15 protein-coding genes are annotated in these 14732 nt (G+C 66.5%); 7 read left to right on the top strand and 8 right to left on the bottom strand.

The window, feature by feature from the left end; translation table 11 throughout:
* Positions 1 to 6: 6 nt before the first annotated feature.
* Genes ABIA30_RS23240 through mycP form a run of 4 tightly spaced genes read right to left on the bottom strand, consistent with a single transcriptional unit; the run spans position 7 to position 4608 of the window.
* Positions 7 to 321: a YbaB/EbfC family nucleoid-associated protein gene (locus ABIA30_RS23240; protein ID WP_370070077.1), complete on the bottom strand. Its 315-nt coding sequence runs from the start codon at positions 319 to 321 to the stop codon at positions 7 to 9.
* Positions 322 to 326: 5 nt separating this feature from the next.
* Positions 327 to 1853 carry a hypothetical protein gene (locus ABIA30_RS23235; RefSeq protein ID WP_370069792.1) on the bottom strand — a complete coding sequence of 509 codons (1527 nt, stop codon included), beginning with the start codon at positions 1851 to 1853 and terminating at the stop codon, positions 327 to 329.
* A gap of 14 nt (positions 1854 to 1867) precedes the next feature.
* Complete coding sequence (gene eccE, locus ABIA30_RS23230) at positions 1868 to 3265, bottom strand: type VII secretion protein EccE (protein WP_370069790.1); 1398 nt, start codon at positions 3263 to 3265, stop codon at positions 1868 to 1870.
* Positions 3262 to 4608 carry a type VII secretion-associated serine protease mycosin gene (gene mycP, locus ABIA30_RS23225; protein WP_370069788.1) on the bottom strand — a complete coding sequence of 449 codons (1347 nt, stop codon included), beginning with the start codon at positions 4606 to 4608 and terminating at the stop codon, positions 3262 to 3264. Before mycP ends, eccE begins: the two co-directional genes overlap by 4 nt.
* Before the next feature lie 260 nt (positions 4609 to 4868).
* Between mycP and ABIA30_RS23220 the strand changes: the two genes are divergently transcribed.
* Entirely contained in the window at positions 4869 to 5195 is a 327-nt protein-coding gene (locus ABIA30_RS23220) for a DUF732 domain-containing protein (RefSeq protein ID WP_370069786.1), read from the top strand.
* 7 nt (positions 5196 to 5202) lie between these two features.
* On the opposite strand, the gene ABIA30_RS23215 is transcribed toward ABIA30_RS23220, so the two are convergent.
* On the bottom strand, positions 5203 to 7293 hold the full coding sequence (locus ABIA30_RS23215; protein ID WP_370070075.1) for an FUSC family protein: 2091 nt from the start codon (positions 7291 to 7293) through the stop codon (positions 5203 to 5205).
* Positions 7294 to 7330: 37 nt separating this feature from the next.
* Positions 7331 to 7897: a TetR/AcrR family transcriptional regulator gene (locus ABIA30_RS23210; RefSeq protein ID WP_370069784.1), complete on the bottom strand. Its 567-nt coding sequence runs from the start codon at positions 7895 to 7897 to the stop codon at positions 7331 to 7333.
* Positions 7898 to 8119: 222 nt separating this feature from the next.
* On the opposite strand from ABIA30_RS23210, the gene ABIA30_RS23205 reads away from it, so the two are divergent.
* The 6 genes from ABIA30_RS23205 (at position 8120) to ABIA30_RS23180 (ending at position 13676) form a co-directional block, all read left to right on the top strand.
* On the top strand, positions 8120 to 8755 hold the full coding sequence (locus ABIA30_RS23205; protein ID WP_370069782.1) for a TetR/AcrR family transcriptional regulator: 636 nt from the start codon (positions 8120 to 8122) through the stop codon (positions 8753 to 8755).
* 86 nt (positions 8756 to 8841) lie between these two features.
* The gene (locus ABIA30_RS23200; RefSeq protein WP_370069780.1) at positions 8842 to 9774 is read left to right on the top strand and encodes a class I SAM-dependent methyltransferase; all 933 of its coding nucleotides are present in this window, start codon (positions 8842 to 8844) and stop codon (positions 9772 to 9774) included.
* A gap of 81 nt (positions 9775 to 9855) precedes the next feature.
* Positions 9856 to 11256 (top strand): aldehyde dehydrogenase family protein, encoded by a 1401-nt coding sequence (locus tag ABIA30_RS23195; protein WP_370069778.1) that lies wholly within the window; start codon positions 9856 to 9858, stop codon positions 11254 to 11256.
* Between the two features lie 96 nt (positions 11257 to 11352).
* A complete protein-coding gene (locus ABIA30_RS23190; RefSeq protein WP_370069776.1) occupies positions 11353 to 12216 on the top strand; it encodes an SDR family oxidoreductase in 864 nt (287 codons plus the stop codon).
* Between the two features lie 3 nt (positions 12217 to 12219).
* Complete coding sequence (locus ABIA30_RS23185; RefSeq protein WP_370069774.1) at positions 12220 to 13200, top strand: NADPH:quinone oxidoreductase family protein; 981 nt, start codon at positions 12220 to 12222, stop codon at positions 13198 to 13200.
* On the top strand, positions 13197 to 13676 hold the full coding sequence (locus ABIA30_RS23180; RefSeq protein ID WP_370069772.1) for a DUF456 domain-containing protein: 480 nt from the start codon (positions 13197 to 13199) through the stop codon (positions 13674 to 13676). Before ABIA30_RS23185 ends, ABIA30_RS23180 begins: the two co-directional genes overlap by 4 nt.
* A 61-nt stretch (positions 13677 to 13737) precedes the next feature.
* Here ABIA30_RS23180 and ABIA30_RS23175 read toward each other — a convergent pair whose 3' ends face one another.
* Together ABIA30_RS23175 and ABIA30_RS23170 are read right to left on the bottom strand one after the other, a co-directional pair.
* Positions 13738 to 14544: a tyrosine-protein phosphatase gene (locus tag ABIA30_RS23175; RefSeq protein WP_370069770.1), complete on the bottom strand. Its 807-nt coding sequence runs from the start codon at positions 14542 to 14544 to the stop codon at positions 13738 to 13740.
* Positions 14544 to 14732 (bottom strand): acyl-CoA dehydrogenase family protein (locus ABIA30_RS23170; protein ID WP_370069768.1); only part of this gene is annotated, 189 nt, incomplete at its 5' end. The genes ABIA30_RS23170 and ABIA30_RS23175, both read right to left, overlap by 1 nt.

Here is a 14732-nt window from a genome sequence, read left to right as displayed (position 1 = left end):
CGCCGCTCAGGCGTTACCGGTGATTTCGGCGACGATCCCGTTGAGCCGTTCGCGGTCGAGTTGAATAGAGGCCGACGCCAGCGCCGTGGCATTGCCCAGGGCTTCGTTGATCCGTGCTTGAACGGTCGCGACGCCGAGCCGCAGCAGGCCGTCCTCGATGAACAGATCGGTCAGCCAGTGGTGACCGTTCAGCGTCACCTCGACGGTCCTGGCTTCGTCGGTAGCGGTGAACGTCTCGGAGTTCATCTTGGCCAGCTGGTCGTCCATCGCGGCTTGCAAGCGTTGTGCCTGTTGGAGGATCGCCGCGACCTCAGGATGCATCTCGATCACTTCGACTCCTTCGGGTCGTCGATTCTGGTGCGCCGGGTGTGGCCGATGACCGGATCGGTGTAGTCGCGGTCTTCGACGTAGAGGGTCTCGTCGAGCGACAGGTTGGGATTGCGCTTCTTCTCCTTGCCGCTTTCCCGGTTGCCGCCGTGACCCATGCCGCCCATGGGACCGCCCATGACGCCACCTGCGCCGCCGCCACTGCCGGGCGCTCCGCTGTGGCTCGTACCGCCCGCTGCCGGGGCGACCCCCAGTGCCGGGGCGGATGCCGCCGGTTGTAGCGGCTGCCCACCGGATCCGCCACCACCGGATCCGCCGCCCCCGGCCGAGGCCGGAGCAACACCGGCGTCGCTGGGTAAGCGTCCGGCGCCGTGTTGAGATCTGCTGTCATGATCGCCCGGACCGCTCGGCAGCCCGCCGCCTGAGCCGCTTCCCGAGCCACCGGAGGGGGATCCGCCAGACGGCGTACCGCCGCCGGCCTGGCCGCCATCCCGCTTCTGCGGCGAATCACCTTCGGCCGCTGCAGGTTTGACACTTGCCGAATCCGGTTGTGGAGTACCAGCCGGCCCCGCTTCCCCGCCCGACGGCGCGCTACCGCCGGGCTGGCCATTCCCACCGGGCGAGCCCGCATTGGCCCCGGTGTTGTTCCGGGTACGTGCGGCGACCTCGCTGGTCTTCACCGGCTGCGAGGGATAGGCGCCGGCAGGTGGTCCGTTGAAGGTGAGGTCGGCAAAATTGACCCGGTTGGCGTAGCTGCGCCGGACCCCGTCGGATTGGTTCTGCTTCGCCGAATACGCAGTGACCCAATCGGATCCGGTCAGCCGGCTGACCGCATCAACGTCGGACTGGGTGGGGTGCTGGGGGTGTTCTGAGATGTGCACATCGGTGAAGTCCTGGGCCTGTTTGGCCAACGTCTGGGCCTGCGCGGCCAGGTCGTAGAGCCAGGACTCGTGGCGGCGCAGGGCGCCTTCGGCGGCTTCGGCCGCGCCGCCTTCCCAATGGACGTTGCCCATCGAAAACTTCTTGCCGTGGCTGACGAGGTCGTCCGACAGTTTGTACAACGCATGTGCGAAGTCCAGTAGTGAGGTGCCTTGATCGCCGGAATTGATCTGTGCCACCGCGCTGACCCAATCAACGCCTGGATCTTCCGGCGGGGCCGTGCACCGAGCCGGCGGCCCGGCGGTGGCGGCCGGCGGCAACACCGGATTGACTGACACTGCATCGGAACCTGTTGGTGCCCGGCCTGATTCGATCGCCGCCCCGGCGAGCACGTCGGCCTCGTCATAGGCTCGGGCGGCCGCTTCCAGACAGGCCGCCAACCGGGCCGCCTCGGCCTTCCCGGCCGACAGGGCCGCCGTCAGTTGTTGGTAGTTGTCATCGATCTTGCGTGCGGCCAGGCCGGAGACGAGCAGCATGCATGGCGGCCCAACCGTGGTCGACATGGTCGGGTAGCCGGTGGTGATGTCGGCCGCCTTGGCCGTCAAGGTCGAGGAGTCGACCTTGACGAAGGTCTGATCAGCGCCCATCCCGCGACCTCTCCCTATGGTTCCAACGCCATCTGGAAGCGACTTTCCTCACGCGGGTTGATCAGCCGAATCGGTAGCTGCCGATGTCGCGGAGTGTCGATGAAGTTGTGTCGCAGCAGAATTCGTGACACGCCAGGATGTGGTCCCAGGTATGTGGTGGCGTTGGGCCAGGCCACCATGGGGACATTGCCGATCCGGGCGTTGATGAAGCCGGCGAACTCGCGGAATTGCGGCGCGAGGGTCACCACGGCTCCGGCGGCCGCCGACCGCACCACGAACTGGGTGAACAGATGCGCATCGCCCAGGTTGACGGTGGCATCGACATTGTCGAACGGCATGTAGACCGGGTAGCGGTCCGCGGTCTCACCGACCAGGACGCCCGCCGAGCCGATGGGCAGCTCGTAATGCCGGTCGCTGATCGGGCTGATCCCTTCCAGTGCCGCTCGCTGGCCACCGAACAGGCACGAAAAACCCCGCGGTGTAGTCGGATTGGCGAGCGTGGTCAGTAGCACGGTGGTGGTCGGCGCCGATCCGGGCCGTACCCGGACCTGGGTGATGGTGTGGTCGGCCCGGGCCGACCACCACGCGTTCGGCCCGCCCGGCGCAGAGTATGCGGCCGTGAATGTGCTGCGGCCCTTGATATGGGACCAGGTCTCACGTTCGAAGCTGATTTCCGTTGCGCGGTCGAACTCTTCGAAACTGCGGCCGCAGATGGCGTCGATTCCGTTGCTGGCCAATTGATCTGCGATGCGGGTGGTGGTGGCTACCAGGTAGCCGGCCAGGCCGGCGATACCGGTGTCACGGCGCTGCGCGGACCTGCGGGTCCGCTCGGGATAGGCGCGGAGCACCACCCACGTCCGCCTATTGGCCGGCGCCGGGTACGGGCCGACGACCTGTTCGTACAGCGCAACCACGCTGGAGGGAGCCGTCTTTCCGACGCGGTAGCCCGATGACACGACGTCGGCTTCCAGATCCGGCGCATGCGAGGCCAGCAGTTGCTCGACCAGCCGGGTATCGATCTTGTCGTCGGTGAAGGCCTCGCCATTGACGATCACCGTAGGGGTGAAAGGCCGAGGTATCAGCTCGATGATCGACATCAGGTGATCGCCCTGCCAGCGCACGCCCACGTGGTCGCCGGGCAGTACGGTGGTGCCGACCGACGGTTCGGAGGGGTCCGGCGGCGCGGTCTTGCGCCGGCGTCGCCAGGCGAACAGTGCGGCGATCCAACCGGTGACTCGGCGGCCCCGGATGGTCAGGACCGATATGACGGCGATCAGCGAACCCAGCGTGATACCCAACCACAGCAAGTGAATTCGTGGGCCGATCAGAACACACGCGGGGATGAGTATCCCAGCCCACAACAGATGACCGGTGCTGAAACGGAATCCGAAACGACTGAGCAATCCCCTCATCGGCGCCTCAACGCGCGTCGGGTCAGTGCACCGAGACCCAGCAGGACGGCCAGCGCCACACCGCTGATCACCACGATATTCATCGGACCGCGGTCTGGTGGTGGCACGTAGGGCGGTGGCGGAAGCTGCTTGATCTGGTAGGGCGCCTGCTGCGGCCCGTCGGGCACGTCCCAGGTCAGCGCGGCCACCGGATCGATGACGCCGGCGCCGACGAAGTTGTCGACACCTCCCCCGGGATGCCGGGCGGTCGCGGTGATCCGATTCATGATCTGGGCCGCAGTCAGATTCGGAAAGCGTTGGCGCAGCAGGGCTGCCAACCCGGACACGTATGCCGAGGCAAACGACGTGCCGTTGATCGGGATGGGTCCGTCCTGGCCGTTGAGCGCGTTGACCGGGTTGCCGTCGTAGCCCAGCGCGACGATGTTCTCGGCGGGAGCGGCCACCCCGACCCACGGGCCGGACATCGAGAAATTGCTCGGCTGACCGGTCTGGCCGATGCCGCCCACAGTGAGGACCAGCGGTGAGTACCAGGCCGGCGACACGATGGTCTGCACCTGCTTCCAACCGCGCGGATCAGCCGGCACGCCGGCATCCGGCGGCGGGTTCTGCGTGCACTCCTGCCCGGTGTTGCCGGCCGCGGCCACGATCACCGCATTCTTGACGTTCACCGCATAGGCGATGGCCGCGCCGACGGTGGTTTCGTTGATGGCGCGGGTGACCTTGTAGCAGGCGGCTTCGCTGATGTTGATCACCTGGGCGCCCAGGTTCGCCGCGTGCACGATGGCTCGGGCCAGGCTGCGCAGCGAGCCCGCGGTCTGGGTGGAGTTGGGATCGTTCGGGTCGGCGCGGGAGCCGCTCAGCTGGAAGGCCTCGGAGGTCTGCCGCAACGAGACCAGCTTGACGTCGGGTGCGACACCGATGAAGGCGTCGGTCGGTGCGGGCCGGCCGCCGATGATGGACGCGGTCAGGGTGCCGTGGGAATCGCAGTCGGACATGCCGTTGCCGCCCTTGTCGACGAAGTCGCCACCGGGCACTGCCGGAACCCGGGGCGATCCGTTCACCCCGGTGTCGATCACCGCAACGGTGATCCCAGCACCGGTGGCGAACTTCTGGGCATCGGCGATGTGCAGGTAGTCGTTCGCCCAGGGTTTGTCATTGAAGTTGGCGCCGGGCAACACCGCCGGCGTCGAGCACACCTTGCGCTGCTCCATCGGCTGGTCAGGGCCGGTGTCGTCCGGTGGCACGGCGCCGGGATCGATCGCGGGCGGTTCGACGGCCAGGGCCGGCGGCGCGCTGGCGACGATGACCAGAAGGGAAGCGACGAGGGCGGTCAGCCGGCGCACGGACCGGCACCCCTGGTCGGGCTACGGTCGCTCGTCCTGTGAGTCCCCCGTAGCAGGTTTGCAGTCGCCTCCCCGGCGCGATCCCCGCGTACCAATTGCACGCATTGAATCCTAGTCGGGCTACAGATGAGCCCACCGCGCTTTTTGCCGCCGACGCGGGGACGCGACCGGTGCGCGCGTTCGTGCGCTGAACCAACTGTCACGGTGCCTGCAGCTCGATACGATCCGGTTGTTCAGTGGCGCGAGCGAGGGGGAAGCAGATGTCCACACTGTTGATTCGTGCGGCGGCAGCCGCGGTGGGAGTCGGAGCTCTGCTGGGCGGAGCGGCCGCTCCGGCCTGGGCCTGGCCGATACCGATCACATCGGAGGAGCAGAACTACATCAACCGGGCGCACGCGACGGGGTTCCCGGGCGACGACGACCAGATGTTGATGGCCGGCCGCCAGGCCTGCCAGATGCTGATGACGGGGCAGAACACGCAGGGTGCGGCTGATGCGCTCGCCGGCCAGTACGGCGCTGATCCCGGCCAGGCCGTGGCCTTGGTGCGGGCCGCGCACGGCATCCTGTGCACCTCGGCGCGCGGCTGACCTCAGGTCAGATTGCGGGCTGGGCGTACAACAACTCCAATTCGCCCAGGCTTGCGGCGACCGTCACCAACGGCAGGGCGGCTTCGACGGCCAACGTGGTGCCGGCCGCCTCGGCGCGCAGCGCGCGGACGAAATCGTCGCTGATCGGTGGCAGGCCATCGGTTCCGTGCCCGGCGATGCGGTCGCGAATGATCGCCGTGTGCGCTTCCAGGACAGTCCGAACGGACGGGTAGGCCTGCAGCGGTGGTGGCACCACGTCCGCGATCATGTCGGCCGAAGTCCGAAGCCGGACCGTCTGATTGGCTGCCCGGACCACCGGGGCGCGTTGGTCGCTGGACCCGCTACTTTCCGAAAGCACATGGCGCACAGCATCGTCCACCGTGCGCGCCGCGGACAGTGCGTCATAGCTGAGGGCATGCACGCGGTCGGTGGCGGACTCCGAGGCGCCGCGGGTCACCCGCCGTACGGCCGCGTCGAGGTACCGGGCGCAGATCGTCCGAGACTGATCTAGCGCGCGTGTCACCACTGCGGCCGCGCCGCGCGGCCACAGCAGCAGCGAGACGACGATACCCACCGCGGCCCCGACGAGGACGTCCTCCAACCGCACCAGGCCCACCCGCCACCCCGTCGGGTTGAGCAGGTTGTAGATCGTCAACACGAGCATGGTGTACAGCGCCTGACCGGCCGTGAAGGAGAACACGTCGGGCACGTACGCCGAGCCGAATGCGACCACCGGCAGCAGCGCCCACATCAGGGCGGGATGCACACCGAGCAGTTCCACCAGGACCGCGCCGAGGACGAACCCGGCGACGGTGCCGGACACGGCTCGAAGCATCCGGGTGCCGGTGGTCAGGGCGCTGCTGCGCAACACCGAGGATGCGGCCAGCACCACCCAGAACCCGTGTTGCACCGGGAACGTGTGCACCACCACGACGGCGGCCGCCAGGCCCAAGCCGGTGCGAATGCTGTTGCGTACCACCACGGCTCGCGTCGTCAGGAAACCCGACGGGATGCTGGCCACCGCCTGCGATTCGGACAACACGCGGTCGGCAATACGGGTGGTGGGCAACCGTCGACCCAGCACCCGCGCCCACACCGGCCGGGCGTCTGCATCTGCGGCGACCCCGATCACCCGCCCGATCACCCCGACACATGCCGAAAAAGTGCGTAGCTGCAACAACTTTCGACCGACAGCAGCGGCCTTGAGATCGTCGGGCTCGCCGAGGATCTCTTCGATGTCTTCGCGGTAGCGGCCGTGTGCGGACTCGGTATGGGCGGTCAGCGCCGCCGTCAGATCGGTCCGGCGCAGGTCGCGTCCGTCAGCGCGTGAGGTGGTGAGCACCAGGGCGCAATCGGTCAGCACTCGGACCACGGGCCCGCGCATCTCGCCCAGCAATGCACCGGTGTTGTCGGTGACACGGTCGCACAGCCACTGCAGGTCGTCGACCACCCGAACCAGAGCACGGCTACCGGCGGTCAGGCCAACCGGGCGGAAGTCGGCACCCAGGAAGTTGTCGTGCAGAGCGGTCATGGCATCGGTGACTTGGGTCGCGGTGGCCGTTCCGGTAAGCCGGGCCGCCAGCACCCGGCACACCTCCGCGGCGTGCCGGCGCAGCTCGTCGTGGTGGGTCGGCGGAAACAGCAGCAGGGCGGCCGGTACCGCGACCACCCAGGCGATCGCCCAGCCCAGGAGCCGGTCCGGGATCGGTCCGGGTGGGGTGCAGACCGGCAAGATGAACGTCATCAGGGTGGCCCGCTGACCGGCGGCGACGATCTCGCTGAGCACACCGGAGAAGGTCACCGCGACACCGATCACGAACATGCTCACCACAGCCAGCACCGGCATCGGCGACACCAGGGTGCCCAGCGTAATCAGCACGGCGCCGTTGAAACCCAACCCGCAGTACGCGACCGCCCGGGCCGGGCGGTTACCCGGAAAGTCGGCGACGATCAGCAGTGCCACGGACCCGAACAGCGCGAACAGCGTGGTCTGTGAGCCGCCACCGACGACAACGCCGGCCAGCGCTGCGACCGGCAGCGTCAGAGCTGCGCGCGATGCGCGCCGCAGGGCGTCTCGCTCGGGATCGCGTTCTGCCATTCGCGCCACGACGGCGCGCCACTTCGCGACCGGCGCTTCAGCCACCCGGCACCGTCGAAAAGCGGCCCGAGTCGAGTGCGTCGAGGAGCTGTTCGGCGATCCAGTGCAGGTCGGCGGTGGTGGTGTGCTTGAGCGTCGACTGTTCGTACCCGACCAGCACGTACAGCCCCCACGAGGCGAAGACGTTGGCCTGGTGGCGGTCGCCGAGGATCTCGAAAGCGGCCTCCGACATGGCATCGAAGCGCTGTTGATCGACCGCGCTCTGCACGGCGTGGACCTTCGGGTCGAGCGCGCTCCAGATCCGGATGGCGGCCTCGGCACCGTGCGGGAGAGCCAGCGCGCGCCGGATCAAGGTGTCGATGCGAACCCGCGGGTCTGGCTCCCCCTGCTGCGTCTCGTCGACCTTCATGGACCGGGCCTCAGCCCAGTGTTCCAGGAGTGCGTCCGTGTAGGCCGCCCAGTTCGGGAAGTAGTGATAGAACGAACCGGTCGTGACACCCAAGCGCCGGCACACTTCGGCCAGTTTCAGGCCGTTGTAGCCGGCCTCTGCCAGTGCCTCGACTCCAGCTTCGAAGTACGACTCCCGCGAAACGCCCCCCACCATGGCGTCTGAGCGTAGTGGTCAAACCTGGAGGGCAGGTCGAACTCCGGTAGACAGACCGTTCACAGGCAATCATATGAAAGTGGCTGCAGCCACCACTTACCTTTACTGAACAGGTGCAAACACGGAATTGACGCCTGTGAATATTTGCTGATTTCGACTTTCGCGGCACGTATTAGCAAATGTGGTACTCGAGGTACCCGTGAACTGTGGCACAATTTGACGATGCCGTATATCGCCACCCGAGGTCCGGGACGCCCGCCTGCAGCTAAGGCGGCGGAAACCCGTGAGCGGATCGTGCGCGCGGCCCGCGAGGTTTTCAGCGAACTCGGATATGACGCCGCCACGTTTCAGGCGATCGCCATCCGGGCCGATCTGACCCGCCCGGCCATCAATCATTACTTTGCAAACAAGCGTGTGCTGTACAGCGAAGTGCTCGAACAAACCAACTCCATGGTGGTTGCCGCCGGCCGTGCGCGAGCCGAAAGCGAGACGAGCTTCCTCAAAAGATTGTCGGCGTTTTTCATCTCGACAATGCAGGCCGAGTCCGACGATCGTTCAGCCGCGGCGTTCCTCGTCACGTCGATCCTGGAGTCGCAGCGGCACCCCGAGTTGGGCCAAGAGGAACACAACTCGTTGAAGAACTCCCGTGAGTTCGTGACCTGGGCCGTCACCGAGGCCATCGACCGTGGTGAGTTGACCACCGATACCGATGTCACGGGTGTGGTCGAGATGCTGGTCGCCGTGATGTGGGGTATGGGTTTCTACGCCGGGTATGTCGGCACCAATCAGGAGCTGGTCGGGGTGCTGAACCGGCTGGAACTGCTGCTGTCCAACAAACTCTGGAAAGTCGCCGACTGAACACGGTGTGACCGGGGTCACCGAGCCGTCTAGCTGGGCTAAGCTTCTGGGCACTACATCACCGGACCACCTTTAGGGACACGGCCATGAGCACAGCCCGCACCCACGATGACACCTGGGACATCGCCACCAGCGTCGGAGCCACGGCGGTGATGGTGGCCGCCGCCCGTGCCGGTGAGACCGAGCGTCCCGACGCGCTGATCCGCGACCCGTACGCCAAGATCCTGATCGCCGGCGCCGGCACCGGGGTGTGGGAGACGATCCTCGACGGCGATTTCAACGACAAGATGGCCGACGCGGACCCCGAAGTGGCCATGGTGCTTGAGCACATGGGCAACTACCAGGCGGTGCGCACGCACTTCTTCGATGCGTTCTTCGCCGGCGCCACCGCCGCGGGTATCCGCCAGGTGGTGATTCTGGCCTCCGGCTTGGACTCGCGGGCCTACCGGTTGGACTGGCCGACTGGAACCACCGTGTTCGAGATCGACCAGCCGAAGGTGCTGGAGTACAAGGACGAGACCCTTCGGGCGCATGGTGTCGAGCCACTGGCGCAGCTGCACCAGATACCCGTCGACCTGCGTAATGATTGGCCAAAAGCATTGCGGCAAGCGGGTTTTGATGTGGCATCACCTACGGCGTGGTTGGCCGAAGGGCTGCTGATGTACCTGCCCGCCGACGCCCAGGACCGGCTCTTCGAGAACATCACCGAACTGTCCGCGCCGGGCAGTCGGGTGTCGGTCGAGACTGTCGGTGAACACGCCGCCGAACGGCGCGAGCGGATGCGCGACCGATTCGAGAAGTTCGCCGGCCAGCTCGGTGTCGAACGGACGGTGAATGTTCAAGACCTCATGTACGACGACCCCGACCGGGCTGACGTCGCAGGCTGGCTGGACTCGCGCGGCTGGACTTCGATATCGGTGACTTCGCAGGACGAGATGCAGCGTCTGGGACGGTGGGCGCAGATCGGTGACGTCGACGAGAAGGCGTATTCCACCTTCGTCACCGCTGAGAAGAACTGACCCAGGATTCTCAGACCCTTCAAACCAACTGGCTGGTTGGCTAGGATTTCGGTGTTGCCTGGCTCACGTAAGGACACCGTAATGACCACCGAATCCGTCGCATCCGCGCGCGTCACCACAGATATCCCGGCCCTTGTCGCCGGTCTGCGTAAGACCTACGCCACCGGGCGCACCCGGCACCTGGCCTGGCGCCGCAAGCAATTGCTGGCGCTGGCACAAGCGATGGAGGAGAACGAGGCTGCCATCGCCAAGGCCCTGGAGGCCGATCTGGGCCGCAAACCTTTCGAGGCCTGGCTGGCCGACAGCGTCGGCACCATCGCCGAGGCCAAGGACGCTGCCAAGAACCTGGGCAAGTGGACCAGGCGTCGCTATCGACTGCTGGAGCGTTCGCAGCTGCCCGGCCGCGGTTGGGTGGAGTACGAGCCGTACGGCACCGTGCTGATCATCGGTGCGTGGAACTTCCCGTTCTATCTGACCCTGGGCCCGCTGGTCGGTGCGCTCGCCGCGGGAAACACGGTGGTACTCAAGCCATCTGAGCTCGCGCCGGCGTCGTCCCGGGTGATGGTCGAATTGATGACGCGGTACCTGGACAATGACGCGATCGCGGTCGTCGAAGGCGACGGAATGGTCAGCCAGGAACTCATCGCGCAGGGCTTCGACCGGATCATGTTCACCGGCGGCACCGAGATCGGCAAGAAGATCATGGCAGCGGCCGCACCCCATCTGACCCCGGTCACGCTGGAGCTGGGTGGTAAGAGCCCGGTGATCGTGGCGGCCGATGCCGACATCGACGTCGCCGCCAAGCGCATCGCCTGGACCAAGCTGGTGAACTCCGGGCAGATCTGCGTCGCACCGGATTACGCGATCGTCGACGCGTCCGTGAAGGACCGCTTCGTCAGCAAGGTCCTCGATGCCATCGAAGCATTCCGCGCACAGGACGGTGCCGGTATGCCGATCGTCAACGAACGGCAGTTCAACCGGCTCAGCGGATATCTCGGCAGCACCGGGGGACAGGTGGTGCTCGGCGGCGGATCGGACCCGGCCACCCTGACCATCGAACCGACCGTCGTGGTGGACCCGCCGCTGGACGAGCCGCTGATGACCGAGGAGATCTTCGGCCCGATCCTGCCGATCATCACCGTCGACTCCATCGACGAAGCCATCGGATTCGTCAACGCCCGGCCCAAGCCATTGGCCGCGTACCTGTTCACCAAGACAAAGGCCGTGCGCGAGAAGGTGATTGCGCAAGTGCCGGCCGGCGGCATGCTGATCAACCACCTGGTGTTCCAGGTGTCGACGTCCAAGCTGCCGTTCGGCGGTGTCGGACCGTCCGGTATGGGCGCCTACCACGGCAAGTACGGGTTCCTGGAGTTCAGCCATTGCAAATCGGTGATGACCAAGCCGACCCGCCCCGACATCACCGGATTGATCTACCCGCCCTACACCGATAAGGCGTGGAAGCTGGCCCGCAAGTTCTTCTAGAAGCGGACCCGACCATGCGGTGGTCAGGTGACCGCCGTATACACAAGGGGGCGCCCACCATGGTGGGCTGCCCTGACCTTTCAAGAGAGGAATCCCATGCCCGGAGTGCAGGATCGCGTCGTCGTCGTCACCGGTGCCGGAGGTGGACTGGGCCGCGAATACGCGCTGACCCTGGCCCGCGAAGGCGCTTGCGTCGTGGTCAACGACCTCGGCGGTGCCCGTGACGGCACCGGTGCCGGCCACAACATGGCCGACCAGGTGGTCGACGAGATCAAGGCCGCCGGTGGCCGTGCCGTCGCCAACTACGACAGCGTTGCCGAGCCCGAGGGCGGCGAGAACATCGTCAAGTCCGCCATCGAGGCCTTCGGCAAGATCGACGGCGTGGTGAGCAACGCCGGCATCTTGCGGGACGGCACCTTCCACAAGATGACGTTCGAGAATTGGGACGCCGTGCTCAAGGTGCACCTGTACGGCGGCTACAACGTCATTCGCGCCGCCTGGCCGCACTTCCGCGAGCAGAGCTTCGGCCGCATCGTGGTGGCCACCTCCACCAGTGGCCTGTTCGGAAACTTCGGCCAGGCCAACTACGGCGCTGCCAAGCTCGGCCTGGTCGGTCTGATCAACACGCTGGCCCAGGAAGGCGCCAAATACAACATCAAGTCCAACGCCATCGCGCCGATCGCCGCCACCCGGATGACCCAGGACATCCTGCCGCCGGAGGTCTTCGAGAAGCTGACACCCGAATACGTGGCGCCGGTGGTGGCCTACCTGTGCACCGAAGAGGTGCCCGACACGGACTCGGTGTTCATCGTCGGCGGCGGCAAGGTGCAGCGCACCGCGCTGTTCCAGAACGACGGTGTGACCTTCGGTAGCGTGCCCTCGGTCGACGATGTGGCCGCCAAGTGGGGCGAGATCACCGATCTATCCGCCGCTCAGGCCGCCAGCTTCGCCCTCGGCTGATAGGTGAAAGCGCTTGTAGCGCAGTCGCTTACCGGTCCGTCCGGTCTGGCCTACATCGATGTCGATGATCCCGTGTCTCCGGATGCGGTGGTCATCGACGTCGGTGCGGCCGGCGTCTGCTTTCCCGACCTGCTGTTGATCCGCGGCGAGTATCAGCTCAAACTGCCCCCGGGGTTCACCCCGGGTATGGAGGTCGCCGGCACCGTCAGATCCGCCCCGGACAGCTCGGGTTTCGTTTCCGGTCAACGGGTTTCGGCGTTCACCATGATGGGCGGATACGCCGAGCGGGCATTGGCCTTACCCTCGTCGGTGATCCCCACGCCCGACGGTCTGGACGACGCCGAGGCGGTCTGTCTGCTGGGCAACTACTACACCATGTACTTCGCGTTGGCCCGCCGCGGCGGACTGTTGGCGGGGGAGACGGTGCTGGTCCTCGGCTCGGCCGGCGGCATCGGCGTGGCCGCTATTCAGGTGGCCAAGGCCATGGGTGCCAAGGTGATCGCCATGGTGCACCGGACCGGCGCCCAGGAATTCGTGGCCGGAGTCGGCGCTGATGTGGTGCTGCCGCTGACCGATGGCTGGCGTGATGCTGTGCTGGAGGCCACCGGTGGCCGCGGAGTGGATCTGGTGGTCGACCCGGTCGGTGGGGATGCCTTTGATGACGCGATTCGCGTTCTGGCCCCGGAGGGCAGGTTGCTGATTCTGGGTTTCGCTGCGGGACAAGGTATTCCGACGGTCAAGGTGAATCGGCTGTTGCTGCGCAACATCAGCGTGGTGGGTGTGGGTTACGGCGAGTTCATCAACAAGGTGCCGGGCTCGGCCGCGGAGGTCGGTGCGGGGCTGGCTACGTTGGTGCAAGCCGGGCTGCGGCCGCCGGAACCGGTGCGCTTCCCGCTGGCTTCCGGTGCGGATGCACTGCAAGCCTTGGCGGACGGCAAGATTCACGGCAAGGCGGTTCTGGAGCCGGCCCAGGGAGGCTGGTGAGCACTGTCGGTTTGGTGCTGGTGGCGCTGTTCATCGCCATCGGCCTGGTGTGCATCGTGGTGCCGGTACTGCCCGGCGGGCTGGTGGTCTTTCTGGCGATCACGGTCTGGGCGCTGGTGGTGCAAAGCACTGCCGCCTGGGTGGTACTCGGCATTGCGGCGGCGCTGTTTCTTGCCGCCGAGATCATCAAATACGTCTGGCCGATGCGCCGGATGCGACGCGCGGACGTCGCCACCCGAAGCTTGGTCGTGGGTGGAATCCTCGGCATCATAGGATTTTTCGTGATCCCCGTGCTGGGGCTGGCGCTCGGCTTCGTGCTGGGTGTCTACCTGGCGGAGTTGACCGCGCGCGGTGACCGGCGCCGGGCCTGGGCGTCCACCGTGCATGCCGTCAAGGGCGTGGCGCTGGCCATGGGAGTGGAACTGACGGCCGCGCTGCTATCGACGGTGGCGTGGCTGGTCGGGGTGCTGGCCTGACGGGAAGCGAACTTTTCCGGTCGAACCGGGCCATGGGAACAGGACGGTCATCGTCGAGGGCTCAGCCCACCAGTGAGCTCCGCAAGCGGTTCACCTGCTCGTCCGTAACGCCAATGGCCGCAAGATAATTCGATACCGAGCCGTACTCGGCATCGACCACGCCCAGGGCCGCGTCCAGGTACTCCTCGCGCACCCCGAGCACTTCCTCGGTGAGCCGGGCCTCGGCGAAGGTGAGCACCTCGGCCGTTTCGCCGGCCCGAGTGCGGAGGGTTTCCAAGATGCTGTCGCGCAGTTGCGGTACTGCGGCATTGCTCCGCAGGAAATCGGTGAGGATCCGGTCGCGGGAGATCCCGACGGCCGACAGCGTCACGGCGACGGTGAACCCGGTACGGTCCTTGCCGGCGAAGCAGTGCGCGATCACCGGCTTGGCATCGGCCAGCATCGAAATCACTTGCCGCAGTGCCAGATGCGCGCCGGCCAGCGTCGGAAATCGGCGGTACTCATCGACCATGAACCGACCCGCAGCCGCAGCGACGTCCTCGTCCGCGGGCTTTTCGATCATCATCTTCTCGAAGGTCTGCTCGTGCGGCGCACCATCGGCAGCGGCGTCAGTGGCCAGTTCGTGGAACGGCAGCAGGTGCACGGCCACCCCGTCCGGAACCTGGCCGGGACCGCGCCGCTGTACCTCTTTGAGGGACCGCAGGTCGGCGACATCGGTGATGCCCAAGTGGGCCAGGGCATTTCGGCCGTCCTCATCCAGAGCACTGAGCTCGCTGGACCGGAAGAACGCCCCAGGGACGATGCCGGCCTCCTCGGCGACGTCCCGGAAATTCCACGCGCCGGAGAGCTCCAGCCCGGTGGACCGCATCAGTGGGCCGCCTTGAGCGCCGCTGCCGCTAGTGTTGACTTTTCCCGGCCGAGTTCAGCGCGGGCGATGGAACGCATGTGTACCTCATCGGGTCCGTCGAACAGTCGCATCGCCCGATGCCAACCGTAAAGCCGCGCCAACGGCACATCATCACAAACCCCCGCCGCACCATGGACCTGAATGGCCCG

The organism is Mycobacterium sp. MAA66 (assembly GCF_041261665.1).
Taxonomy (GTDB): domain Bacteria; phylum Actinomycetota; class Actinomycetes; order Mycobacteriales; family Mycobacteriaceae; genus Mycobacterium.
This window is presented reverse-complemented; position numbering and strand designations above follow the sequence as displayed.

Bases quoted from the DNA above. Each gene is read 5' to 3' on its own strand.
- ABIA30_RS23240 (WP_370070077.1), bottom strand. From the start codon at position 321: ATGCATCCTGAGGTCGCGGCGATCCTCCAACAGGCACAACGCTTGCAA.
- ABIA30_RS23235 (WP_370069792.1), bottom strand. From the start codon at position 1,853: ATGGGCGCTGATCAGACCTTCGTCAAGGTCGACTCCTCGACCTTGACG.
- eccE (WP_370069790.1), bottom strand. From the start codon at position 3,265: ATGAGGGGATTGCTCAGTCGTTTCGGATTCCGTTTCAGCACCGGTCAT.
- ABIA30_RS23220 (WP_370069786.1), top strand. From the start codon at position 4,869: ATGTCCACACTGTTGATTCGTGCGGCGGCAGCCGCGGTGGGAGTCGGA.
- ABIA30_RS23215 (WP_370070075.1), bottom strand. From the start codon at position 7,293: ATGGCAGAACGCGATCCCGAGCGAGACGCCCTGCGGCGCGCATCGCGC.
- ABIA30_RS23210 (WP_370069784.1), bottom strand. From the start codon at position 7,897: ATGGTGGGGGGCGTTTCGCGGGAGTCGTACTTCGAAGCTGGAGTCGAG.
- ABIA30_RS23205 (WP_370069782.1), top strand. From the start codon at position 8,120: ATGCCGTATATCGCCACCCGAGGTCCGGGACGCCCGCCTGCAGCTAAG.
- ABIA30_RS23200 (WP_370069780.1), top strand. From the start codon at position 8,842: ATGAGCACAGCCCGCACCCACGATGACACCTGGGACATCGCCACCAGC.
- ABIA30_RS23195 (WP_370069778.1), top strand. From the start codon at position 9,856: ATGACCACCGAATCCGTCGCATCCGCGCGCGTCACCACAGATATCCCG.
- ABIA30_RS23190 (WP_370069776.1), top strand. From the start codon at position 11,353: ATGCCCGGAGTGCAGGATCGCGTCGTCGTCGTCACCGGTGCCGGAGGT.
- ABIA30_RS23175 (WP_370069770.1), bottom strand. From the start codon at position 14,544: ATGCGGTCCACCGGGCTGGAGCTCTCCGGCGCGTGGAATTTCCGGGAC.